This is a genomic window from Aeromonas sp. s3, from assembly GCF_040907805.1.
GTDB lineage: Bacteria > Pseudomonadota > Gammaproteobacteria > Enterobacterales > Aeromonadaceae > Aeromonas > Aeromonas dhakensis.
Genome location: NZ_JBFOCQ010000025.1, coordinates 1 through 22,325, shown reverse-complemented (window position 1 = coordinate 22,325; position 22,325 = coordinate 1). Strand labels below are relative to the sequence as shown.

The 22,325-nt window shown below is 63.0% G+C and carries 21 protein-coding genes; 9 read left to right on the top strand and 12 right to left on the bottom strand.

The annotated features are described in order from the left end of the window. Positions 1-11: 11 nt before the first annotated feature. Complete coding sequence (locus tag AB5Y98_RS12570) at positions 12-1,622, bottom strand: diguanylate cyclase (protein ID WP_368232005.1); 1,611 nt, start codon at positions 1,620-1,622, stop codon at positions 12-14. 109 nt (positions 1,623-1,731) lie between these two features. On the opposite strand from AB5Y98_RS12570, the gene AB5Y98_RS12565 reads away from it, so the two are divergent. Continuing rightward, entirely contained in the window at positions 1,732-2,172 is a 441-nt protein-coding gene (locus AB5Y98_RS12565; protein ID WP_005306181.1) for a DUF2214 family protein, read from the top strand. 148 nt (positions 2,173-2,320) lie between these two features. Then, a complete protein-coding gene (locus AB5Y98_RS12560) occupies positions 2,321-3,220 on the top strand; it encodes a DMT family transporter (protein WP_017782149.1) in 900 nt (299 codons plus the stop codon). A 71-nt stretch (positions 3,221-3,291) separates the two neighbouring features. Here the strand turns inward: AB5Y98_RS12560 and AB5Y98_RS12555 are convergent, their stop codons facing one another. From AB5Y98_RS12555 to AB5Y98_RS12545, 3 genes are all read right to left on the bottom strand, one after another. Further along, positions 3,292-4,149 carry a GyrI-like domain-containing protein gene (locus AB5Y98_RS12555; protein ID WP_368232004.1) on the bottom strand — a complete coding sequence of 286 codons (858 nt, stop codon included), beginning with the start codon at positions 4,147-4,149 and terminating at the stop codon, positions 3,292-3,294. A gap of 4 nt (positions 4,150-4,153) precedes the next feature. Further along, positions 4,154-4,651, bottom strand: coding sequence for a GNAT family N-acetyltransferase (locus AB5Y98_RS12550; protein ID WP_368232003.1), 498 nt, complete (start codon positions 4,649-4,651; stop codon positions 4,154-4,156). 446 nt (positions 4,652-5,097) lie between these two features. Beyond that, on the bottom strand, positions 5,098-5,424 hold the full coding sequence (locus AB5Y98_RS12545) for a YnjH family protein (protein WP_368232002.1): 327 nt from the start codon (positions 5,422-5,424) through the stop codon (positions 5,098-5,100). A 214-nt stretch (positions 5,425-5,638) separates the two neighbouring features. On the opposite strand from AB5Y98_RS12545, the gene AB5Y98_RS12540 reads away from it, so the two are divergent. Next, positions 5,639-6,799 carry a hypothetical protein gene (locus AB5Y98_RS12540; protein WP_043171844.1) on the top strand — a complete coding sequence of 387 codons (1,161 nt, stop codon included), beginning with the start codon at positions 5,639-5,641 and terminating at the stop codon, positions 6,797-6,799. A 145-nt stretch (positions 6,800-6,944) separates the two neighbouring features. Continuing rightward, entirely contained in the window at positions 6,945-7,718 is a 774-nt protein-coding gene (locus AB5Y98_RS12535; protein ID WP_017787909.1) for an ABC transporter substrate-binding protein, read from the top strand. A 54-nt stretch (positions 7,719-7,772) separates the two neighbouring features. Here AB5Y98_RS12535 and AB5Y98_RS12530 read toward each other — a convergent pair whose 3' ends face one another. Continuing rightward, on the bottom strand, positions 7,773-8,153 hold the full coding sequence (locus tag AB5Y98_RS12530) for a hypothetical protein (protein WP_268000113.1): 381 nt from the start codon (positions 8,151-8,153) through the stop codon (positions 7,773-7,775). Positions 8,154-8,349: 196 nt separating this feature from the next. Between AB5Y98_RS12530 and AB5Y98_RS12525 the strand changes: the two genes are divergently transcribed. Continuing rightward, positions 8,350-9,729, top strand: a complete 1,380-nt coding sequence (locus AB5Y98_RS12525; RefSeq protein ID WP_368232001.1) for a phosphatase PAP2 family protein — start codon at positions 8,350-8,352, stop codon at positions 9,727-9,729. Next, positions 9,726-10,811, top strand: coding sequence for an AI-2E family transporter YdiK (gene ydiK, locus AB5Y98_RS12520; RefSeq protein WP_368232000.1), 1,086 nt, complete (start codon positions 9,726-9,728; stop codon positions 10,809-10,811). Before AB5Y98_RS12525 ends, ydiK begins: the two co-directional genes overlap by 4 nt. Before the next feature lie 528 nt (positions 10,812-11,339). Here the strand turns inward: ydiK and AB5Y98_RS12515 are convergent. Next, the gene (locus tag AB5Y98_RS12515; protein ID WP_368231999.1) at positions 11,340-11,792 is read right to left on the bottom strand and encodes a hypothetical protein; all 453 of its coding nucleotides are present in this window, start codon (positions 11,790-11,792) and stop codon (positions 11,340-11,342) included. A gap of 376 nt (positions 11,793-12,168) precedes the next feature. Beyond that, positions 12,169-13,302 (bottom strand): agmatine/peptidylarginine deiminase, encoded by a 1,134-nt coding sequence (locus AB5Y98_RS12510; RefSeq protein ID WP_368231998.1) that lies wholly within the window; start codon positions 13,300-13,302, stop codon positions 12,169-12,171. A 155-nt stretch (positions 13,303-13,457) separates the two neighbouring features. Here AB5Y98_RS12510 and AB5Y98_RS12505 point away from each other — a divergent pair, with 155 nt between their 5' ends. After that, positions 13,458-14,351 (top strand): LysR family transcriptional regulator, encoded by an 894-nt coding sequence (locus tag AB5Y98_RS12505; RefSeq protein ID WP_368231997.1) that lies wholly within the window; start codon positions 13,458-13,460, stop codon positions 14,349-14,351. Between the two features lie 67 nt (positions 14,352-14,418). Beyond that, positions 14,419-16,329, top strand: a complete 1,911-nt coding sequence (gene dhaR, locus AB5Y98_RS12500; RefSeq protein ID WP_368231996.1) for a dihydroxyacetone kinase operon transcriptional regulator DhaR — start codon at positions 14,419-14,421, stop codon at positions 16,327-16,329. Positions 16,330-16,418: 89 nt separating this feature from the next. Here dhaR and AB5Y98_RS12495 read toward each other — a convergent pair whose 3' ends face one another. From AB5Y98_RS12495 to AB5Y98_RS12475, 5 genes are all read right to left on the bottom strand, one after another. Then, complete coding sequence (locus AB5Y98_RS12495) at positions 16,419-17,501, bottom strand: glycerol dehydrogenase (RefSeq protein WP_268000118.1); 1,083 nt, start codon at positions 17,499-17,501, stop codon at positions 16,419-16,421. Between the two features lie 152 nt (positions 17,502-17,653). Further along, the gene (dhaM, locus tag AB5Y98_RS12490) at positions 17,654-18,370 is read right to left on the bottom strand and encodes a dihydroxyacetone kinase phosphoryl donor subunit DhaM (RefSeq protein ID WP_368231995.1); all 717 of its coding nucleotides are present in this window, start codon (positions 18,368-18,370) and stop codon (positions 17,654-17,656) included. 2 nt (positions 18,371-18,372) lie between these two features. Further along, the gene (gene dhaL / locus AB5Y98_RS12485) at positions 18,373-19,002 is read right to left on the bottom strand and encodes a dihydroxyacetone kinase subunit DhaL (protein WP_005306235.1); all 630 of its coding nucleotides are present in this window, start codon (positions 19,000-19,002) and stop codon (positions 18,373-18,375) included. 9 nt (positions 19,003-19,011) lie between these two features. Further along, entirely contained in the window at positions 19,012-20,082 is a 1,071-nt protein-coding gene (dhaK, locus tag AB5Y98_RS12480) for a dihydroxyacetone kinase subunit DhaK (protein ID WP_368231994.1), read from the bottom strand. A 239-nt stretch (positions 20,083-20,321) separates the two neighbouring features. Next, entirely contained in the window at positions 20,322-21,680 is a 1,359-nt protein-coding gene (locus AB5Y98_RS12475) for an NCS2 family permease (protein WP_368231993.1), read from the bottom strand. A 229-nt stretch (positions 21,681-21,909) separates the two neighbouring features. Here AB5Y98_RS12475 and AB5Y98_RS12470 point away from each other — a divergent pair, with 229 nt between their 5' ends. Beyond that, entirely contained in the window at positions 21,910-22,242 is a 333-nt protein-coding gene (locus AB5Y98_RS12470; protein ID WP_005306245.1) for a cupin domain-containing protein, read from the top strand. The last annotated feature ends 83 nt before the right edge of the window (positions 22,243-22,325 follow it).

Sequence of the window (22,325 nt, the reverse complement as noted above, 5' to 3'; positions counted from 1 at the left end):
AGAAGAGGCCCTCAGGTCTCTTCGTTGCTCAGCAGTGCATCGTCGGCAGGGGGCGTCTCCTCCTGCCCCTTCGCCTCTGCTCGGCCCAGATGGATGCAGTTCTTGCCGTCGCGTTTGGCGCGATATACCTCGGCATCGACCGCCGCCAGCAGCGCCTTGCCATCCATCCCCACCCGGCTGGCCACCAGCCCGCCGCTCAAGGTGATCCTGAGCCCCGGCTCGCGCCAGTCCAGTGACTCCACCCCCTTGCGGAACTGCTCCAGCAGCATCTGGCAGAAGTGGATGTCCGGGTTGACCAGCAGCACCACCAGCTCCTCGCCACCGTAACGGCAGACCCAGCCGTGATCCCCCAGCAGGGCCCGGCCGAGCTGGCTCACCCGCTTGAGCACCACATCCCCGGTCTGATGGCCGAAGGTGTCGTTGACCCGCTTGAAGTCGTCCAGATCCACCATGGCCAGGCAGAACGGCTGCTGATCCTGCAGCAGTCGGTTGAAACGTTCATCGAAGAAGCGGCGATTGTAGAGACCGGTCAGCTTGTCCAGGTTGGCCTGCTGGCGCGCCTCGTGATAATCCTTGCTCACCTCGGCCAGCTCGGCATAGACGTGCCTGAGCTCGCGCATCCCCCCCTGGGGTACCCCGTCAGGCTCCATCCGGCTGGCCCGGATCATGCTCGAGATCTCGTCGAGCATGCGGCGAAAATAGCGGGACCAGATCAGTGCCAGCATCAGGTAGAGCACACAGGCCAGTGCCACCATCAGCAACACGTTGAGGGAGACCCTGTCCACCACCGCCATCACGCTGGCCGCCGGCTGCACGCTGATCAGCACCCAGTTGCGCTCCTGCAGCCTGCTGTAGGCCACGAACTGGCGGGAGTCCTTGTCCAGGAAGATGCCGTCCTCCTGAGTGAAGCGAGCGAGCCATTCTGGGTGGGTCATGGGCTTGAGCAGCTGGGCCGCGTCAGGATGGGCCAGCACCTTGCCGGACTGGTTGACGATCATCTGGTAGCCCTCATCCAGATGACGATTCAGCTGGGCGGAGAAGGGAGCCAGGATGGCATCAACCGCAAGGACCCCGCGCACCTTGCCCTCCCTGTCGGTCAGGGCCCGCGCCAGGGCGATCACCAGGTTACCGTTGGTGTAGTCGTAATAGGGTTCAGTCCAGACCATCTTGCCCACGTGCTGGCTGGCCAGCTGATACCAGGGACGTACCCTGGGATCGAAGTTGGCATCCGCCTGCCAATCAGGGTAGATCAGCATCTGGCGCTCGGCGGTGCCGACATAGATGTAAACCAGATCGGCCATGATCCCCTTGTAGAGCTGCCACTCCTTCAGATAGGTCTCGGTGTTGAGCAGGCGGGGGCCGCTGATGTCCTCAACCTTGACCCTGTCGTAGATGAGGGTGAACTGGCGCTCCATCTCGTGCAGATAGGGCTCGATGAAGACGTGACGAAGCTGGTGGTTAGTGGCGAGCAGGCGTTGCTGCAGCTCGCTTTGCAGACTCCGCTCCATGTGCAGGTAGTAGATACCACCCAGCATCAGCACCGGAATGAACAGCAAAAGCAGGCCCAGACGCATCCTGGTTACCAGGGACCAGGTTTTTTTGGCGACCGCTCGTTTAACCAATCCTGACTCCTGCTATTGCCAGACCACGCGTAGTGTCAGAATATCAGCAGCGCGAGATGGCGTCCAAAAGGAAGCTGTTTATCTGCTCAATTAGAGGTAATCGACACGGATGCTGAACCCGGACCTGTTGATGGCGCTGCACTACTGCGCCGTGATCACCCTGACCGGGGCGATCACCTCCGAATATTTCCTGTTCCGCCGCGGCATGTCCATCGAGCAGGTGCGCAAGCTGCTGCTGGCCGACGGCCTGGCGGCGCTGGCCCTGCTGCTCATCTTCATCACCGGGGTGCTGCAGGTGCTCGCCCACCCCGACGAACCGGCCGTGCTGCTCGCCAATCCGGGCTATCGCACCAAGCTGCTGCTGTTCTTCGTGATGGCCATCAGCTTTGGCTACCCCAGCCGCCTCTTCTATCGCTGGCGCCGCTCCCTGCGCCAGGGACGCGCCCCCATGGTCTCCATTCAGCAGCAGTTCTGGGTGATCTGGATCCTGCGCGGCAACCTCTTGCTGCTCGCCCTCATTCCCCTGCTGGCCAGAATCGCCAACGGCTAAGTCCCCCGGCCTGCGGCTGTGCAGCGGGATAACCGCTCACGCCGCCAACCTCACCGACAGCGCAAGACAAATCCCCCCGCTCACGGTTATCTTGGAGACTGGAGCTTTGCGGCACGGCCCTGCCCGTCCGTCTTTCAGGGATGAATCTATGCGTTCGAACATGATGTTATTGATGGCCGCCGCCATCTGGGGGCTGGGCTTCGTCGCCCAGCGGCTCGGGATGGACCACATGGGCCCTTACACCTTCAACGGCCTGCGCTTTCTGCTGGGGGCCCTCTCCCTGCTGCCGCTCTTGTGGTGGCTCAAATCCCGCCAGCCGGGCGGGCAGGCCGGGGATCGCCGCCTGCTGCTGACCGGCGGCCTCATCGCCGGTACCGTGCTGTTCAGCGCCGCCTCGTTACAACAGGTGGGGCTGCTCTACACCACGGCCGCCAAGGCGGGCTTCATCACCGGCCTCTACATCATACTGGTGCCCGTCATCGGCCTGGCCCTGCGCCACAAGACGGGGGCCAACACCTGGGTCGGCGCCCTCATCGCCATGGCGGGACTCTACTACCTCAGTGTCACCGAGGATTTCACCATCGGCTACGGCGACCTGCTGCAGGTGGTGGGGGCCCTGTTCTGGGCGGTACACCTGCTGGTACTGGATCACTACTCGAGCCGGGTCGCCCCCATTCGCCTCGCCGGGGTGCAGTTCGTGGTGTGCGGCCTGCTCAGCCTGGCCACCGCCTTCCTCATCGAGACCCCCTCGGTGACCGGTGCAGTGGCCGGCTGGCAGGCACTGCTTTATGCCGGCCTGGTGTCGGTGGGGGTGGGTTACACCTTGCAGGTGGTCGGCCAGCGTGGCGCCCACCCGGCCCATGCCGCCATCATCCTCAGCCTGGAGACGGTGTTCGCCGCCATCGGCGGCGTCCTGCTGCTGGGGGAAACCCTGGACGAGCGCGCCTTCGTCGGCTGCGCCCTGATGCTGGCGGGCATGCTGATCTCCCAGATCCGCCTGCGCTGGTGGTGGAAATCCCGGCGGGACAAGGTGCCCAGCCAGCCCTGATGAGGTAACGGTCAGCCTTCATCCCAAATAAAACGAGGCGCCCACAGGCGCCTCGTTTTATTGCCGCACGTCTAGCGCACGCTGGAGCAGAAGCTCACGTCGTCGCGCAGGGGATCGTTGCTCACGCTGTGGTAGAGCTCGAAGCAGGGACCGCTGCCGAACTCCAGCCCGGCCGCCACTATGTCGCCCACATGCTCCTGCCAGCGCGGCCCGTACTGGCTGCGATCGGTGATGAGGTAGCGAGACTGGGCATAACGGCCGGCCGGAATAAGCTGGGTCTCCACCTCCCCCTCGCCCCGGGTCTGGGGCGGCACAGTGATGCCGATATCGGTGCGGCACTGGGCCGGCGGCGTCACCTCAGGGTTGTCGTGGTAGATGAAGATCCACTCCCCGCCCTCCAGCCCGCGGGCGGCGGCCCACTGGTGCAGGCGGCCACAGACGGCGTCATAGCCCTCGCCATAGGGACCGGTGACCCGCACATAGGCCAGGGTACGGGCATCCATCTCGACGGTTTTCATGGTGTTGCTCCTTGCTGATGAGTGGCCTTCAGCATAAGGAGACAGACCATCCCATGCGTGTCCATCCTTGCTCTCCAGGTGTCCATTCTTGCCCTTGTCGCGGCGAAACTTCCCGGGGGTGCAGCCATAGTAGCGACGAAACGCCTTGGCGAACGCCTGAGAGCTGCCGAGCCCCGCCCCCAGCGCGATGGCGGTGACGCTAGCATCTGTGTAACAGAGCTGCCAGGCGGCACGCTGCATGCGCAAGCGCCGGCACATCTCGCCCGGAGCTTCCCCCGCCACGGCGGTGAACACCCGGTGAAAATGGTAGAGGGAGAGACAGGCCCGCTCCGCCAGCGCCTCGATGGTGAGATCCGGATCCTGCTCCAGCGCCCGGATCACCGGACGTAATCTGGCCTGATAATCGACCATGCTGTTAGCGACTGGCGCCCCCCGCAACTCGACCCATATACAACACATCCACATAGCGCCCCTGCCGGAAGGCATAGTCGTGGGCCCGCCCTTCTTCCACAAAGCCGAACTTGCGATAAAGCGCCAACGCAGCTTCGTTATCGACGAAAACCGTCAGTTCAATCCGGTGCAGGTTGAGCCAGTTATCGGCCAGATCCAGTGCTGCAGCCATTAGTGCGGAACCAACCCCCTTGCCCGCCCAGTCATCCCGCACCCCCATGCCAATACCTGCCACATGCTTGCGTCTGGGATTAGGCTCCACATGCAATGTTATCTGGCCCACCAGCCCCCCATCTGCCTCCGCCACCAAGGCAACCATATCACTGCTCTCCAACCGCTTCTGCCACTGGCTAAGGGGAGGCGTGGGCAGGTGCAGGGTGCCCGCCTGGGCATTGGGCATGGCATAGAGATCCCGCAAGGCGGGGGCATCGGCCGGTTCGGCGTGACGAATGGTGATCTGCATCTGAGGCTCCTTCTCGAAAACTTCATCATGCAGTATCAGAAGGGTCCGGTCATCCCCCTGCCACGGTTATTTGCGCGGGCAATTCGGCGTCCCATCTCATGGGGCTGCGCCACGGGCCGGACCTGGTGAACAGCCCCGTCCGCTGGCTGCACCGGGCGGCGGACAAACAAAACGGGGGCCCAAGGGCCCCCGCATCATCACGGCGCATGATGAATAAAAAACGGAGCCAGAGGCTCCGTGTTTCACTGCAGTATCAATCTCGAACGGAACGCGCTTCGCGCTCTGCACGTTCCCGTACCAACAGGCGTTTGTACCACCAGCTGTTGCGACGACGTTGAGTGTTGGAAGAGCGACGAGCCATTTCTGAAGTCCCAGTCAAGAGAGGAAAAGAGCCGCATTATGCGATAGAGGTCACGTCCATGTCTTTAGCTGGATCAAGAAAAGCCTCACTGGCCCACGGTGATGGTGCCGCTCTGCGTCGCCTTGCCAGCCGCATCCGACGCCCTTTGTGGCTCACGCCAGACCAGAGGCCCGTTGCTCTCCTGTTCGTTTTGCGCAGCGCACTCCAGCCAGTCATCACCCTGCCGGATCCGGGCCCCTGCCGAATACTTCTGATCCTGATACCAGCAGACCCGCTCCGGCAGCGATCCCAGCGGCAACACCAGCTCGCCGCCCACTTCCGTCCGCTTCGGTTCTGCCGCCACGCCGATACCGGCCGCACCGCCCAGCAGTGCCAGCAGCAGCCAGCCGCCTGCCCTCTTGCCTGAATTCATGATGTCACTCCTCGCTTGATGAAGAATGGAAGCGACCGGCAGCCGCACAAACTTGATTAATAAGCGGTGCCCTCTCTGGCATTCCCAAGCCAATATGGTAGCCTGCCAGCGCCTGCCCGCCCGTCTCAGAACCGGGCCAGGAAAACCCGTTGAATTTGTCGGCCCCAGACAAATATAACCTTACTAATCAAATCGTTATTTGGATATTATCCCAATGCGTATCATGCCGTTGCTCCAGGCGGCCTGCCTGAGCCTGATGTTGTCCGCCTGCGTTGCCCCCCTGCTGATGATGAGCCCCACCAGCCAGCTGATGTGGGCCCTGCTCAAACCCCTGGTCGGCTTCGATCCCAACCAGGCCAACCTGTTTGAACAGCCCCTGATCAAGGACCGGATGACCGCCATCCTCGGCCCCAACTACGACAGCACCATGCAGTTGCTCAAGACCGCCAACGAGCTGCAGCAGGAGGGGCCACTGTTCTACGTGGTCTCCCGCTATGCTCCCATGCCCGAGGTAGCCAAACAGGCAGGCATGGTCTGGAACTCGCAGACCAACCAGATGTCCGTGATGCTGCTCAAGGGCGACGGCACGCCCCAGGTCTTTGGCGAGAACCTGGCGGCCAGCACTCCGAGCTGGCCCAGCGAGATGCAAAACTGGCAGGCGCAGGGCAATCCGGCAGCCAGTGCGCTCTCCGGTGCCACCAACAGCCTGAGCGGCGCCGCCACCGGCAGCTCGCTCTTCGGCAGCGTGCTGGGTTCCCTGCAGCAGGGCGCCAGCAAGACCATGGCTGACACCACCCAGCAGGTCGTGAACGGCGCCGCCACCTCGGCTCAGCAACAAGCCGGCAAGGCAGCCAGCAGTGCCACTGCGACCATACAACAGCAGGCCACCAAGGCCGTAACCGAGCCTGCCAAGCAGGCAGTCAGCAGCGCCACGACCACCGTGCAACAGCAGGCAGCCAAGACGGTGACCGAACCCGCCAAGCAGGCGGTCAGCAACGCCACGGCCACCGTGCAACAGCAGGCCGCCAAGGCGGTGACCGAACCCGCCAAGCAGGCGGTCAGCAGCGCCGCTGCCACCGCGCAGCAGCAGGCCGCCAAGACAGTCACCGAACCTGCCAAGCAGACGGTCAGCAGCGCCACGGCCACCGTGCAGCAGCAAGCCGCCAAGACCGTGACCGAACCAGCCAAGCAGGCAGTCAGCAGTGCCGCTTCCACCGTGCAGCAGCAGGCCACCAAGGCCGTGACCGAACCGGCCAAGCAGGCGGTCAGCAGCGCGGATGCCACCACCGCCGGCAAGGCGGTCGCCGATGCGGCTGCCAAGGCCGAAGCCGCGCGCGCCGCCGCCGAAGCCGAGATGGAAGCTCTGCTCAAGTAACCCCTCCCCAGGCCATCGCAAGATGGCCTGGCTGTTTTCCCCTCCCGCACTCCCCTCCCGCCCGCTCCCTGGCAGCGGAAATCATGAACTTCTCGGCATAACTCCCTAAACTGGATGAAGACGACTTTTCGCAAGGAGTGCTGCCATGTCGCGTCTGCTCGGTCTGTTTGTCTGCTGCTGTCTGGGGGCCGCCCTGCCCGCCTCGGCGTTCACCTATTACTCCGAGCAGAACATGCCGTTCAACGGCCAGGATGAGAAGGGCAACAGCACCGGCCTGGCGGTAGAGCTGTTGAGACTGATGTGGCAAGAGATGGGGGAGCCGGAGCAACCCATCCACTTCATGCCCTGGGCCAAGGCCTGGTACCTGCTGACCCAGCAGCCGGATGCCGTGCTGTTCACCACGGCCCACACCCGGGCGCGGGATCCCCACTTCCTCTGGGTCTGCCCCATCAGCCACTCGCGGGTATCGCTGGTGGGCCGCAAGCGGGATGCTCCCAAGGTGACCGGCAAGGCCGATCTGACCAGGCTGCAGATCGGGGTGATGCAGGCGGACGTGGGGGAGCAGCTGCTGCTCAACCGAGGCATCAGCCCCGCCAACCTGATGTCGGTGGAGCGCATGGATCAGGTGGTACGCCAGCTCATCATGGCCCGCACCGATCTGGTGGCCGGCAACGAGGTGATGCTGTTTCATCAGGCTAGGCAGCTCGGTTTTTCGTCCGATACCTTCGTCACCGTCGCCACCCTGGCGGATCAGGACAACTGCTTCGCCTTCAACCCGGCGGCAGACAAACAGCAGGTCGCCCGCCTGCAGCAGGCGCTCGACAAGGTCAGACAGGGGGAAGCCTTCAAGCAGCTCATCGCCCGCTACCAGGATGTGGTGCAACCACCACCGGCCGATCACCTGCCGCGAATAGAGTAAGTACCAGATGCAAGCAGGCCACCCGAAGTTGGCCTGCTTCATGGTGTGAGCCGCTCACTGGAAGTGATGGTCGTGCTCAGACTTCTTGTTCTGGGCGCTCTCGCTGTGCTCGATGGCGGTGCGGATCAGGTCCACCCCGGCCCGGATAATCAGGACCCCCATGTTGACCAGCTTGACGCAGACCCACATGAAGGTGATGAGCAGGATCAGCTTGAGCACGGTCTGGAACGCCTCCAGGAAGTTCTGCTCCAGCTGGCCGGTCAGGCCGCTGGCACTGGTCATCAGCCAGGTGTACACCTCGCGCACGAAGGGGATGCGACTCGGCATCTCCAGCACGTCCAGCGCGGCAGGCAGGGCCTGGAAGATGACGATGCTGCCGAACAGGATCAGGATGACACCGATGGCGATGCCCAGAAAAAAACCAAACTGTTTCATGGAAGGTCCCAAGGTTTGCTGCATGGAAATAACATAGCTGCCAATACTAGGGACTGCCTTACCCCACGGCAATCCTTGCGCGCCGGGTCGCCCGCTTGCCACGCCGGCCCGGCCCCGGCGTCCGGCCACAAACCATTGCCCAACTATCTGATTTCTGTGACGCTTGTGCCCATCACCCCCTATCGGTCAGGCCTTCATGTTGCGCCACTGTTTTTTGCTGCTCTGCCTCCTGCTGTCGTCACCGCCCCTCCTTGCCGCCCCGACGGCGGCCGTCTGCGTGGTCAAGCACCAGCAGCAGCTGTTGCTGGTGCAAGACAGGGTTTCCTCCCGCTACAGCCTGACCGGTGGCTACATAGATGCAGGGGAGACGCCGCAACAGGCGGCGCTGCGGGAGCTGTATGAAGAGACCGGTCTACGGGGCCGGGTCGTCGCCGAGCTGGGGCCATGGCAGCGCGCCCTGTTGTTTGCCTGTGAGACTCTGGAACCCATCCGCGCACAGACCGGCTCTGACTTTGTCTCCCTGCTGCAGGCCCCCAATCTGGGCGGCGAGATCCTCAACGCCAGGCTGATCGCGCCGGCCCGGTTGCCGGATGATCAGCGCCGTTTCCCGGCCCAGCTCGACTGGCTGCCCCCCCAACTGGCCGCCATTCCCGACAGCCCAGTGCTGTGGCTGCCCGATTTTCGTGGCGAAGGCAATGCACTGCACCAAATGGAAGTCCCGCTGATCCACCAGCTGCAGAGCTGGCTCGGTGCCCAGGTGCGCTGGCTCGAGGTCAGCAACCTGTTCGGTTCAGCCGCCTTTCAGCTTGCCCTGCTACCCTTGCTGCTGCCCTGGCTGGGCTGGCCCCGGGTGCGCCAGCTGCTGCTGGCCATGCTGACCCTCACCCTGCTGGTGCAGGTGGCCAAGGAGGGGATTGGCTGGCCCAGACCCTTCCATCTCGACCCCGCCCTGGCACAGGGCAGCGCCCAAGGCTTCGGCATGCCGAGCGGCCACGCCGCCTCCGCGCTGCTGTTCTGGGGCGTATTGCTCAGAGTCTGCTGGCCCGCCAACCCCTGGCGCAGTGCCTCCCTGGCCCTGCTGCTGGCCACCCTGACCGGCCTGGCCCGGGTCTGGCTCGGGGTACACTTCCTGTCGGACGTGGCGGCCGGTTTGCTGCTTGGCGCCTTGCTGCTGGCCCTGTATCCCCGCCTCGCCGGCCTGGCAGCCAGTCGCCGGGGCTGGGCCGGGCTGACCCTCGCCTGCGCGCTGGCCGCCGGGTGGAGCCAATCTTCGGCGCTGGCGGGCTTGGCCACCTTCAGCCTGGGGCTGCCCCTCGGCATGATGTTGCCGCTGCCGCGCACGGCGCTGGCCAGCTGGCATCTCCCCTTGCTGGCCCTGCTCGGTGGCCTGCCGCTGGGGGCATTGTGGTGGGCGCTGCCGCTCTGGCTGACCAGCTCCTGGCTCATTCTGCTCGGCCAGTGGCTGCTTTATTGTTGCCTGGGGCTCTGGTTGAGCGCCGGTCTCTGGTGGATACTCTCTCTCGTGAATAATGACCCGCTACCCAAGGGCCCAGGCCCTGACAAGGGATTGCTATGAATATGAAAAAAGTGGATTTAGCCAAGATAACCCTGGGAGTGCTGTTTATCAGCCTCCTCATCGTCTCCTGCTTCATGGTGCTGCGCCCCTTCCTGCCCGCGCTGGTGTGGGCCACCATGATCACCATCGCCACCTGGCCGTTGATGTTGATGGTGCAGCGCCTGCTGTGGGGCAAGCGCGCTCTGGCGGCCCTCTTCATGACCCTGGTGCTGCTGCTGATGTTCGTCATCCCGCTCTTCATGGCGCTGGCCAACGTGGCGGAGAAGGCACCCATGCTGATCGAGCTGGGCACCACCATCAGCCACTCCCCGCCCCCCGAGTTGCTCTGGCTACAGCAGGTCCCACTGGTGGGCGGCAAGCTTTACGACTTCTGGCAGCAGATCCTGGCGAGCGGTGGTCAGGTGCTGTTCGCCAAGCTGGCCCCCTACTTCGGCCAGACTGCCCGCTGGCTCGCCTCCCAGGCGGGCAATTTGGGGCTGCTGTTCGTCCACTTCCTGCTGACCGTCGGCATCTGCGGCCTGCTCTACCACTCCGGTGAAGTGGTGGCGACCGGCATTCGCCACTTCGCCCACCGGCTGGCCGGCGAGCGCGGCGACAACGCCACCGTGCTCGCTTCACAGGCGATCCGCGCCGTGGCCATGGGGGTCGTGGTGACCGCCCTGGTGCAATCCTCGGTGGCCGGTGTCGGTCTGCTGATTGCCGGCATCCCCTACACCATGATCCTGGTGGTGGTGATGTTCCTGCTGATCGTCGCCCAGATCGGCCCCTTCCCGGTGCTGCTGGCCTGCGTCGGCTACCTCTACTGGAGCGGCGACACCACCTGGGGCACCTTCCTGCTGGTCTGGTCGCTGCTGGCAGGCACCATGGACAACTTCCTGCGTCCCTTCCTGATCAAGCGCGGCGCCGACCTGCCGCTGATCCTCATTCTGGTGGGGGTTATCGGCGGCTTGCTGGCGATGGGGATCATCGGCCTCTTTATCGGCCCCGTGGTGTTGGCGGTGGGTTACACCCTGCTGGATGCCTGGATCAAGGAAGGCGACCAACCGGCGGCCGTTGCGGTTGAACCGCCCAAGGCCCAATAACGATTCAGTAAAAAGACGATTCAGCCATCCATCGCTGATACAAAGAGCCGCCCATCGGGCGGCTCTTTTGTTTATTACCGCCCCATGTAGGTTCGATTAGCGAAGCGTAATCGGACGATCGAGATGCCGCTGGCCGGTTGTATCCATAAGTCAGCGGTGACCCGTCAGAGGGGGAATACGGGTGACTTATGGCGGTAAAGCAGACCGGGTAAGCGGTATAAGCTGAATTTATGGATTTGTGTTAAATGCCCCAATTTTTGCTTATGCCGACGCCTATCCAGATTCTAACCACGATTTGGCCCGACACAGGCCTGCCATAGGCAATGGCCGATTTGTACCAACCCGTATGCAACTCGTGTTACCGACTATGCCGGTTTGATTAGCGAAGCCAGATTGGAGGATCGAGATGCCGCCGTTCCGGTATCTCCGTGAATCAGCGGCATCTAGCAGAGGGGAAATACGAGTGGCCGTTATCGCGGGGGAATTGCTTTACGCGAACGTCCGATTACGCCTGACGGCTAATCGAACCTACGAGCTAAATAAATTACCTACCCGAGTTAGTAAGTTATCAAGGCTTAGGGCAGAACTAATTAGTTGGCCTGCAGCATCTTTTGCCCCACTTTTTATAAAAGATAGCAATTGTTCCCCAAGAGTATCAGAACTATCTAGAGAATTTGGCACTGACTTAAGTAGCTGTAATCCTTTTATTGATAGAGTTACACTTGAACTATTGTGATGTTCAATAGTGCCTATCACGTAACCTGTATCGATTAACCATTTGATGGTATCGCAATAGAACTGGCGATCATCTTCAGATAGATCAGACGGTTCTCTCCACACTCCCTCATCATCTACTCCTCCTTGCTCAGTGCATTCGAAAACATAATAAATATCGACGTGACTTCTGACTGGGAATTTTCTATATAGCTCTGCAAGGATTAAAGCCACTAACTTGTCAAACTTCTTTATATTATTCTCCACATAACCTCCGAAGGTAGAATGGTGATTAGGTAGCAATAAATTTTAATGTTTTAATAAATTTCAATATAGCCTGGAATTACATGAATTAAATTGGAGTAAAATTTTTAGTTAGTTTTGATTGCATTTTATTGGTACTTTTGGGGGACCATTTTCCCTGTGGGACAAAAATACGCTCTTGGAGCCGCAATGGAAAGAACTACCCAGTTTCCTCCTATATGAATAACTCGGGAGTGTGATCGCGGTGACCCGGCATATGGCGTGATGGGCCAAGATACAGAACAGCTGCAGGTCAGTAGGCTTGTTGTTAACAAAAATGGGTCTGGCGATATAACCCGGGGTGTGGCAACGCCCCGGGTTATCAGTGGGTAGGAGAGATTCAGGCTGGCTGATGGAGGGTGATGCAGTGAATGCCACCACCACCGGCGGCGACCGGGTCAATATTGATCTGCACGATGTCGCGGCCGGGGTAAAGACGGGCCAACAGCTCGTGGCAGTAGCTATCGGCGGCCTTGTCGCCAAACTCGGGGGCGATGACGGCGCCATTGATCGGCAGATAGTTGATATAGCCGGCGGCAAAGTCACGGCTGCGGCTGAAACGGTTGTCCCGCCCGTCCAGCGGTGGCGGCAGCACATGCAGCTCCAGCTTGTTGCCGTCGGCATCGGTGGCCTGCTTGAGGATGGCCAGGTGCCGGCGGGTCACCTCGTAGTCGTGGGAGTGCGGGTCGTTGTCCAGATTGACCACTACCACCCCGGGGCGCACGAAGCGGGCGTAGAAGTCGACGTGAGCATCTGTGATGTCCTTGCCCTTGATGCCGGGCAGCCAGATGATTTTGCGCAGCCCCAGATTGGCCTTCAGCTCCGCCTCCAGTTGCGCCTTGCTCACCCCCGGATTGCGGTTGTTGTTGAGCCAGCAGCTCTCGGTCAGGATGGCGGTGCCGTTGCCATCCACCTCGATGCCGCCCCCCTCACCGGTCAGCCTGCTCCGCAGATAACGGGCGCTGGCCTGCTGGCTGATCAGCTCGGCCACATCCGCATCCTGTTCGTGCTCCTGCTTGTCACCCCAGCCGTTGAAGTTGAAATCCACCAGCCCCAGCGCCCCTTCGCCGTTCTGGACGAAGACGCCGCCGGTATCCCGCAGCCAGATGTCGTCCAGCTCGGCGATGACAAAGCGGGTGTTCTGCTCGCCGCAGAGCTGGCGGGCCAGCGCCTGTTTGGCTGCGCGGCAGAGCACGTTCACCTGGGTATAGGGCACCATGGCCTGCACCAGCCGGCCTATGGTGGCCTGCACCTCTTGGTAATCGCGGCCCCAGATATCCGCGCTGGCGGCAAAGGCGACCCAGACCCGGGTCTGAGAGGCGGCCTCATCGGGCATATGGAACGGCTCGCCGCTGGTGGCGGTATCTTCACCTGCGTTGTTGCTGGCTGCACTGGCCTTGCCCGGCAGGTTGCCGAGCCCGGCCAGCGCGCCAATGGCGGCCAGCTGTTTCAAGACGTTGCGTCGGGATGACATGAAAAACTCCTTGGATGATTGCGCTCTTGACCGTCGATGAGTGGCCGAAAATGACAAGCGCTGTTAATCGAATTGCGTTGAGTAATAGACTATCTGTCGCATGGATGGCGAACAAACGATCGATTTTCCGTAAACGTGATAAGTGGAGCTAATCAATGGTGTTCAAACAGTGGCCCCCGCTTAACGTGCTGCGGGGCTTTGAGGCGGCGGCCAGGCTCGGCAGTTTTCATCAGGCGGCGCAGGCGCTGCACCTGAGCCAGTCCGCCATCAGCCAGCAGATCCGCTCGCTGGAAGAACTGCTGGGCCAGCCGCTGTTTCACCGGCAGGGGCGCTCGGTCACCCTCACCGATGCGGGGCAGGATCTGCTGGAGACCACCCAGAGCGTGCTGCTGCAGCTGGCGATGGGGATCCAGCGGCTGGAGCAGTACCGCAAACCCAACCAGCTGGTGCTCAACACCAGCACAGCCATCGCTCGCCACTGGCTGTTGCCGCGGCTGGGGGCCTTTCATCGCGCCCATCCCGAGGTCGATCTCTGGCTGTTCACCAGCGACGAAGAGCCCGACATGGCCGAGCAGACCATCGATCTCGCCCTGCGCTGGGATCTGGCTCCCCAGGCCGAGTGTCGTCACCAGCTGCTGCTGACAGACCGCCTGCTGCCGGTGGCTGCCCCCGCCGTGCTGGCGTTGCCTGCGGCAGAGCGCACCACATTGCACGGGGAGCGGGAGCTGGACTGGCACCACTGGACCCTCAAGGGCGGGGAAGATCTGCACCTGCAGACCCGGGGGCTTAACTTCTCCGATCCCGGCCTCTTGCTGGACGCCGCCTGCCAGGGGCTCGGCATCGCCCTGGTAAGCGAGCGGCTCTCCCGTCCCGCCCGTCAGCAGGGGCAGCTGTTGCCGCTCTCCACCCACAGGGTCAAGGGGCCGCAGTGGCATCTGCTGGTACATCAGGAGAGCGAGACCATGCCGGAGTGCCGCGCCTTCTGTCGCTGGCTTGAGTTGCAATTTGCCGACCCAGCTCCCGCCGAGGATGGTTTGCCATCCCTCTGAGGCAGGTCACTGAATCGGGCCCACAAGGGTGGTTAAATGGGCGTTCGTCTCTTTGCCGGATCTTGTCGTGACCATCCTGTCCGCCTCCATGCCGCCAGCCCGGGACTGGCCAGACTATCTGCAGGCCTCCTGGCTGCGCTGCGCTCACCAGACCAGCGCCACCCTCTGGCATCCGCCCCACAGTGCCAAGGGGCAGACCTTGCAGAGTCTGCGCCAGCGCAAGCGCGACCTGCTCACCACCGGCGAGATGGCGCTCGAGGATCTCTACGAATTCATGGAGGGGCGCCCCTGCGCCCTGCTGCTCACCGACGAGAGCGGCTGCCTGCTGGCCCAGACCGGCCACCCCGACACCCTGCGCGAGCTGGCGGCGCTGGGGTTTGGCCCCGGCGCCTTCTTCAGCGAGGGGCGCATCGGCACCAATGCCATCAATCTGGCGGCGCTGGAGGGGGTGCCGCTCTGCGTCAGCGGCCCCCAGCACTTCAACCAGACCCTGCACCCCTGGCACTGCTGCGCCAGCCCGGTCTACAACAGCAACGGCCGTCAGGTCGCCATCATGGCGCTGACCTGCAAGGTGGAGGAGGCGAGCGCCGGCGATCTGGCGCTCACCGTCAGCGCGGGACGCGAGCTGGCCCACCTGCTGCAGATGGAGACCCTGATGCAGGAGTCCCAGCACCACCTGAGCGAGCTCTACGCCCTGCTGGACGGCGTGGATGACGGCGTGCTGGCCTGGGATCCGCAGGGCCGGTTGCGCTACCTCAACGCGCTGGCGGCCAATCGGCTGCGGCTCGACCCGGATCTCTGCCTCGGCCAGCCGCTGGGGCAGCACCTGCTGCTGCCCCAGCGGTTGCAGCTGGCCATCAAGGGGCAGACCCCGCTCAGCCATGTGGAGGTGACGCTGGAGAAGCTCGGCGCTCAGGAGGGGGAGTTCATCAATGCGCTGGTGAGCCTCAAGCCGCTACCCGGGCCGGACGGGGTCAGTTTTATCGCCCTGCTGCACCCGGTCGATCGGCTGCGGGCCATCAGTCAGCTGCGCCAGACGGTACCCGAGCTGTCGGCGCTGGTGGGCGAATCGAGCGCCATGCGCAAGCTGCTGCGTTACGCCCGGCAGGCAGCCCAAAGCCAGGGCCCCATCCTGCTGCGCGGCGAGGAGGAGGTGGGCAAGGCCCAGCTGGCGGAGGCGATCCACTTCGGCAGCGAGCGGGCCGCCGGGCCGCTCATCACCCTCAACTGCCAGGCGCTGCCGAGCGAGCGGATGGCGCTGGAGCTGATGGGCTCTGACGAAGCGGGACAGGAGCGGGCCGGCAAGTTCGAACTGGCCCACGGCGGCACGCTAGTGCTGGAGCAGGTGGAGTGCCTCTCTGCCCCCATGCAGGCGGCGCTGCTGCAACTGCTCAAGACCGGTCGCCTCCAGCGCTTCGACTCGGCCCGTATCCTGCCGCTCAAGGTGCGGATCATCGCCACCAGCAGCGCCCCGCTGGAGCAGAAGGTGCAGGAGGGGCACTTCGGGCGGCAGTTGCTCTATGCCCTGCAGGCATGCGAGCTGTGGCTGCCGAGCCTGCACGAGCGCACAGCCGATCTGCCCGGCCTTATCAGCCAGCAGTTGGCTGCGCAGGGGCGCGAGCCGGTGCGCCAGTTCAGCCCGGCAGCTCTCGACTGCCTGCTCGCCTACCCCTGGCCCGGCAATCTGGGGGAGCTGCGCAGCGCCGTCGAGCATGCGTTGCTTCACTCCAGCCAACCGCAGATCCCGCCCGAGGCGCTGCCAGCCGCCATTCGGCACGGTTATCAGCAGGTGGCGGACGAGGTGGTGGGACAACCGCTGCTCACTCTGGCCGAGCTGGAGCGTCAGACCATCTTGCGCTGTGCCCACGCCTGCAAGGGGCAGGTGAGCCAGATGGCCCAGCATCTTGGCATCAGCCGCACCACCCTCTGGCGGCGGCTCAAACTGCTCGAGATCGATCCCGCCGACTATCACGGCTGACGCCGGCCCGAGCCACTACATATCGGTTCGCAGAAAATGAAAAAGGCCCCGCAGTGGCGGGGCCTTTTCTATGGCAAGCTGGCTGGTCGTTACAGCCCCAGCTGATGGGCGGTGACGATGGCCGCCAACACATCCTCGGCGGTGACCTTGAACGGCATGTTGTGGATGGTCTCCCCTTCCGCAGTAGAGGCCTTGGCCACCTCCATCAGGCGCGCCATGTCCAGCTCCTTGACCCCCATCATATGCAGGTTGGTCGGCAGGCCGATGGAGCGGCAGAAACCCAGCACCGTCTCGATCTCCGCCATGGGAGCGTTCTCCAGCACCAGCTGTACCAGGGTACCGAACGCTACTTTCTCACCGTGGTAGAGGTGGTGACACTCGGCCAGCTGGGTCAGGCCGTTGTGGATGGCGTGGGCGGCGGCCAGCCCGCTGCTCTCGAAGCCGATACCGCTCAGATAGGTGTTGGCCTCGATGATGTTCTCCACCGCCTTGGTGCAGAGCCCCTGCTCCACCGCCAGCTTGGCCTTGTAGCCATCGGCCAGCAGGGTCTTGTAGCAGAGCTCGGCGATGGCTTGCGCCGCCAGGGTGGAGGCACCACCGGCCATGGTCTGGCAACCGGACACCTTGTTGGCGCGCGCCTCGAAGTAGGTGGAGAGCGCATCCCCCATGCCGGAGACCAAGAGCCGCACCGGGGCACGGGCAACCACGCCGGTATCCATGATGACCATGTTGGGGTTGGTCGGGATCATCAGGTATTCGCTGAACTGCCCCTCTGGGGTGTAGATGACCGCCAGCGCGCTGGTGGGGGCATCGGTGGAGGCGATGGTCGGCACTATGACCACCGGCACCTGCTGGTAGAAGGCGACCGACTTGGCGGTATCCAGCGTCTTGCCGCCGCCGATGCCGATGATGACGTCAAACGGGGTCTGCTTGCAGCGGGCCAGCAGGCGGTCGATCTCGGGGCGGGAGCATTCGCCGTTGAAGCAGTCGAACTCGGGCTGGATGCCTGCCCCGTGGAAGCTGGTGGCCACGGTATCGCCAACCAGCTTGGTGACGAAGGCGTCGGCCAGGATCAGCGGCTTGGCGCCGAGTGCCTTGACGTAGTTGCCTATGTTGGCGAGGGCCCCGTTGCCTTGCACGTATTTGCTGGGGCTGATGATGATGCGGTCCATATTTTATCCCTCTCTCTTTATTTCGTAAGACTTCTTTTGAAACTAAAGGAGGCGAAGGGGCGGCAGTGCCGGGGACTCCTTCGTCTTTTACTTGCATGACAGTGGCGCTGCGCAGGCTCGGCGAGCGAGCACAGCGCCTTGAAGCAGGCAGGTCAGTCGCCGAAGCGCTCCGCTGCCAGTTGCTGGAAGCAGGCCAAGGCGGCCTCGGCATCCTCCCCGCGTGCCAGCAGGGTGAGCGTGTCCCCCTGGCGCACATCGAGCATGGTGAGCCGGGTCAGACTGCGGGGATTGGCCTCTTTCTCCCCCTTCTGCAGCTTGAGTTCGGCGGCAAAGGGCTTGAGGGCGGCCACCAGGCGGGCGGCGGGGCGCACGTGCAGGCCGTGGGGATTGTCCACCACCACCTCGCAGCGCTGCCAGCCGTCGTCGGGGGCAGGAGCGGCTTCAACGGCCTGCGGCTCCGACTTGCCCGGCAGCATCGCCTGTTTCGGGCCCAGCGCACCGAGCGCCTCGGCGGCCACCTCGTCCAGCGTCAGACCGGATCCGGCCGCCACCACGGCGGCCAGGGTGCCTTCGACCAGCGGCGCCGGGCAGAGCCGTACCCGATCACTCAGCTGCGGGGGCAACAGCTCGAGGGCGGTCTCGGCGCTGAGCAGGGCGCTGCCCAGATCCATCAGTACCAGCACGCCGCTGCCATCATCCGCTTCTTCAATCGCACTCATCACGGCGATGGCGTCGGTGCCGATGGGATGGTTGGGGTCATCGACCCCGGCCGCCAGCAACAGCTTCGCCGGGCTGCCCAGCTGATCGGCCAGCGCTTTCAAGCCGGCCGCAAGCTGGGCGCTGTGAGAGACAACTACGATTCCGATCATGTCTACAACCTCGCTCTGTCACGCAGGGCGGTCAGCAGCAGCAGGGTCGAGGTGGCCCCGGCATCCTGATGGCCGATGCTGCGCTCGCCAAGATAGCTGGCGCGCCCCTTGCGGGCCTGCATCTGGATGGTGGCCTCGGTGCCGGCCGCGGCGGCCGCCACCGCCTTGTCCAGCGCCTCGGGCAGCGGCAAGCCTTGCTGTTCCGCCTGCTGCAGGGCGGCCAGGGCCGGCCACCAGGCGTCGCACATGGTCTTGTCACCCGGCTCGGCGCGACCGCGCGAGACGATCCCCTCCACCCCGTCGCTCAGCATCTTGCCGAGCTGGCCGAGGGTCAGGCTCTGGCATGCATCGCTGCTGGCCGCAGCCCGGATGAAGAAGGTGCCGTAGAGCGGGCCGCTGGCGCCGCCGACCGAGGAGAGCAGGGTCATGCCGGTGGTTTTCAGCACCTGGCCGATGTCTTTGTCCGCCACCGCCGGCAGCTTCTCGGCCACCTTGGCGAAGCCGCGTTGCATGTTGAGGCCGTGGTCGCCATCGCCGATGTCGGTATCCAGCGCCGTGAGGTAGTCACGCTGCTCGGTGAAGATGTGCTCGCAGTCGAGCAGCCAGTTGACGATTTGATGCTTGCTTAACATGAATATTCCTCAGCAGCCGCGACGCAGGGCGGGGGTGTGAACGGGGGCATCCCACAGGGTCATCAGCTCGTCATCCACCTTGAGCAGGGTGATGGAGATGCCGGTCATGTCGAGGGAGGTGCAGTAGGGGCCGATCAGGTTGCGCACCAGATGGATACCTGCCTCTTCGCACAGGGTTGCAAGACAGCCATAGACGCCGTAGAGCTCGGAGATGGGGGTACCACCCAGGCTGTTGACCAGTGCGATGACCCGGTCGCCCTTGTTGAACGGCTCGATGAAGGTGTGCTCCTCCTGCCAGCTGCCGGAGGCTCTGTCCCAGTGGCGCAGGGTGCGGCCATAGGGGGTGTTGTCGACCAGCTCCTTGAACATGTCCTCCACCAGGGCGTTGAGGTCGGTGAAGGGGCGGCGCTCGATACCGGGCTCACCGTGGATGCCGACGCCGAACTCCACCTCGTTGTCCGCCAGGGTGAAGGAGGGCTTGCCGGCAGCAGGAACTGTACAGGCATGCATGGCTACCCCTATGGTACGGCTCTGGTTGTTGATACGGCGGGCCAGTGCCTCGCAGCGCGCCAGATCGTAACCCGCCTCGGCGGCGGCACCGACCAGCTTCTCGCACAGCACGGTCGTGGCAACGCCACGGCGACCGGCGGTATAGAGGCTGTCTTTCACAGCCACATCGTCATCGATGAGGGCGAAGCCCACCTTGACCCCGTCACCGTGCAGCAGCTCAACCGCAGTCTCGAAGTTGAGCACGTCGCCGGTGTAGTTCTTCACCAGAAACAGCACGCCGGCGCCCCCGTCGACCGCCTGGCCGCACTCGTACATCTGATCCGGCGTAGGCGAGGTGAAAATCTCGCCGGGGCAGGCACCATCTAGCATCCCCTTGCCCACCAGGCCACCGTGCATCGGCTCGTGGCCGCTGCCACCGCCGGAAACCAGCGCCACCTTGCCCATCACGGGAGCATCGGCACGGGTGATGAAGTGGGGCTCGATACGCACCTTGAGCTCGGGGTGGGCGGCTGCCATCCCCATCAGCTGTTCACGGACCACGGCATCGACGGCATTGATCAGTTTCTTCATGGCTCACTCCTTGGCTTGCCACCGCTCGGGTGGGCAAATGGTTGATGGAGCCAGTCTAACGGCAGAAAAGAGGATAAAAATGACGGGCTGTTTGGTTCGGATTTGAAACAGCAGAAGAGGGGTTGGTGTTTCAATCTGAAACAGTGCAGAGCAAATAAGAGGAAAACTGTTAGCCGCCTCACAGCCAACAAAAAGGGCCCCGCAGGGGCCCTTCGCTACAACAGCAATAAGCTGACGGGTTAGATGGCCCAACCACCGGCATAGAAGACAACCAGCGCCACGGCGATGATGACGGTGCCGATGTTGAGCTTCTTCCACTCGGCGGCAAACAGGCGACCGATCACCAGGGCCACGAAGCCCAGCATGATGCCGGTGACTATGTTGCAGGTGAGCACGATGAAGACGGCGCACAGCATGCCGGAGAGCGCATCGACCGAGTCGTTGAAGTCCAGCTTGGTGACGTTGCCCAGCATCAGCAGACCGACGTACATCAGCGCAGGTGCGGTGGCGTAGGCCGGTACCAGGTAGCTCAGCGGCGAGAGGAAGATCATCAGCAGGAACAGCACGCCGACCAGAGCGGCGGTCAGACCCGTCTTGCCACCGGCGGCAGTGCCTGCAGCGGATTCGATGTAGACGGCAGCCGGTGCACCACCGACGACGCCTGCCACCATGCTGCTGACGGAGTCCGCGGTCAGGGCCTTGCCGCCACTGATGATGTGACCACGTTCGTTGATGAGGCCCGCCTGACCAGCCACGGCACGGATGGTGCCGGTGGCGTCAAACACCGCGGTCATCACCAGTGCCAGTACGGTCGGAATGACCACAGGATTGAGGGCGCCCAGCAGATCCATGCTGCCAACCAGAGAGCCCTTCTCGCCAGTCAGGCTCGGCATGGCGAAGAAGCCCTGCCAGGTCACTTTCGGATCGAACACAAGGCCGAGAATGGAGATGGCGATGATCACCATCAGGATGCCGCCCGGCACCTTGCGACGCTCCAGCCCGAAGATGGCGGCCAGACCCAGCACCGTCATGATGACCGGAAAGGCGGTCACTTCACCTAGCTGAACAGGCAGACCAGCACCTTCGTTCTTGATCACCATGCCGACGCCATTGGTGGCGATCAGCAGCAGGAACAGGCCGATACCAATGCCGGTGCCGTGGGCGATGCCGGAGGGGAGGTTGTCCAGGATCCACTGGCGCACACCGGTGACACTGATCAGGGTGAACAGCACACCCATCAGGAAGATTGCGCCCAGCGCCACCGGAATGCTCAGCCCCTGCCCCAGCACCAGGCTGAAGGCGGTAAAGGCGGTGAGGGAGATGGCGCAACCGATGGCCATCGGCAGCTTGGCCCACAGCCCCATCAGCAGGGAGCCGAAAGCGGCGATCAAACAGGTCGCCACAAACACCGGCCCCTGCTCAAAGCCAGCAGCACCCAACATGTTCGGCACCACTATGATGCTGTAGACCATAGCCAGGAAGGTGGTCAGCCCTGCGACCAGCTCCTGACGCACGCTGCTGCCGCGCGCAGAAATGGAAAAATAAGAGTCCAGAAAGCCGCCGTTCCCTGATTGGGCGGCCATATCTTGCTTTGCCATAACTAATCCTGAAAGTGTGAAGGAAATCGTTTGCGTGAATGGCGCGCAAAATAGCAAGAATTTATCCGGATTGCAGCGATTTCCCTGATTTTTTCATCAAAATCACAGGGAACGTTCTCGTTCGGGCACGGATATGACGGGTTCAGGCTGCCCCTCTTCCCCTGCGAGCATGCACGACCCACCTATAATACTGCAGGTAACCATTCACGCCGCCAGACGGGAGATACCCATGCACACCCGCAATCTGCTGAACGATATCCCCTCGCCACTCCCCACCGAACTCTTTCAGGATCTGGTCAGCACCAATCACCTGAGGATTGAGCGCATTCTCTCCCATGGCCATCAGACGGCCCCCGGTGAATGGTACGATCAGGACGAACATGAGTGGATCCTGGTGGTGCAGGGTGAAGCCAGCCTGCTGTTCATCGATCCGCAAACCCAACAACAGCAGCTGGTCCAGCTGGGGCCGGGAGATCACATCAATATCCCTGCCCGCCAGAAGCACAGGGTCGAGTGGACCCATCCCGACATGACCACCGTCTGGCTCTGCGTGTTTTACTGAGTCGCGTGAGGAAAAAGAGGCAATTCGGGGGAAATGAGGACGGTGTCGGAAACGAAAAAAAGCCCAGTCTTTCGACTGGGCTT

Excerpts from the sequence above, each read along its gene's own strand:
- AB5Y98_RS12535 (WP_017787909.1), top strand. The coding sequence starts at position 6,945 with ATGTCGCGTCTGCTCGGTCTGTTTGTCTGCTGCTGTCTGGGGGCCGCC.
- AB5Y98_RS12550 (WP_368232003.1), bottom strand. The coding sequence starts at position 4,651 with ATGCAGATCACCATTCGTCACGCCGAACCGGCCGATGCCCCCGCCTTG.
- AB5Y98_RS12495 (WP_268000118.1), bottom strand. The coding sequence starts at position 17,501 with ATGGACCGCATCATCATCAGCCCCAGCAAATACGTGCAAGGCAACGGG.
- AB5Y98_RS12545 (WP_368232002.1), bottom strand. The coding sequence starts at position 5,424 with ATGAATTCAGGCAAGAGGGCAGGCGGCTGGCTGCTGCTGGCACTGCTG.
- AB5Y98_RS12525 (WP_368232001.1), top strand. The coding sequence starts at position 8,350 with ATGTTGCGCCACTGTTTTTTGCTGCTCTGCCTCCTGCTGTCGTCACCG.
- ydiK (WP_368232000.1), top strand. The coding sequence starts at position 9,726 with ATGAATATGAAAAAAGTGGATTTAGCCAAGATAACCCTGGGAGTGCTG.
- dhaL (WP_005306235.1), bottom strand. The coding sequence starts at position 19,002 with ATGTTAAGCAAGCATCAAATCGTCAACTGGCTGCTCGACTGCGAGCAC.
- dhaM (WP_368231995.1), bottom strand. The coding sequence starts at position 18,370 with ATGATCGGAATCGTAGTTGTCTCTCACAGCGCCCAGCTTGCGGCCGGC.
- AB5Y98_RS12470 (WP_005306245.1), top strand. The coding sequence starts at position 21,910 with ATGCACACCCGCAATCTGCTGAACGATATCCCCTCGCCACTCCCCACC.
- AB5Y98_RS12510 (WP_368231998.1), bottom strand. The coding sequence starts at position 13,302 with ATGTCATCCCGACGCAACGTCTTGAAACAGCTGGCCGCCATTGGCGCG.
- AB5Y98_RS12560 (WP_017782149.1), top strand. The coding sequence starts at position 2,321 with ATGCGTTCGAACATGATGTTATTGATGGCCGCCGCCATCTGGGGGCTG.
- AB5Y98_RS12555 (WP_368232004.1), bottom strand. The coding sequence starts at position 4,149 with ATGGTCGATTATCAGGCCAGATTACGTCCGGTGATCCGGGCGCTGGAG.
- dhaK (WP_368231994.1), bottom strand. The coding sequence starts at position 20,082 with ATGAAGAAACTGATCAATGCCGTCGATGCCGTGGTCCGTGAACAGCTG.
- AB5Y98_RS12505 (WP_368231997.1), top strand. The coding sequence starts at position 13,458 with ATGGTGTTCAAACAGTGGCCCCCGCTTAACGTGCTGCGGGGCTTTGAG.
- AB5Y98_RS12530 (WP_268000113.1), bottom strand. The coding sequence starts at position 8,153 with ATGAAACAGTTTGGTTTTTTTCTGGGCATCGCCATCGGTGTCATCCTG.
- AB5Y98_RS12540 (WP_043171844.1), top strand. The coding sequence starts at position 5,639 with ATGCGTATCATGCCGTTGCTCCAGGCGGCCTGCCTGAGCCTGATGTTG.
- AB5Y98_RS12565 (WP_005306181.1), top strand. The coding sequence starts at position 1,732 with ATGCTGAACCCGGACCTGTTGATGGCGCTGCACTACTGCGCCGTGATC.
- AB5Y98_RS12475 (WP_368231993.1), bottom strand. The coding sequence starts at position 21,680 with ATGGCAAAGCAAGATATGGCCGCCCAATCAGGGAACGGCGGCTTTCTG.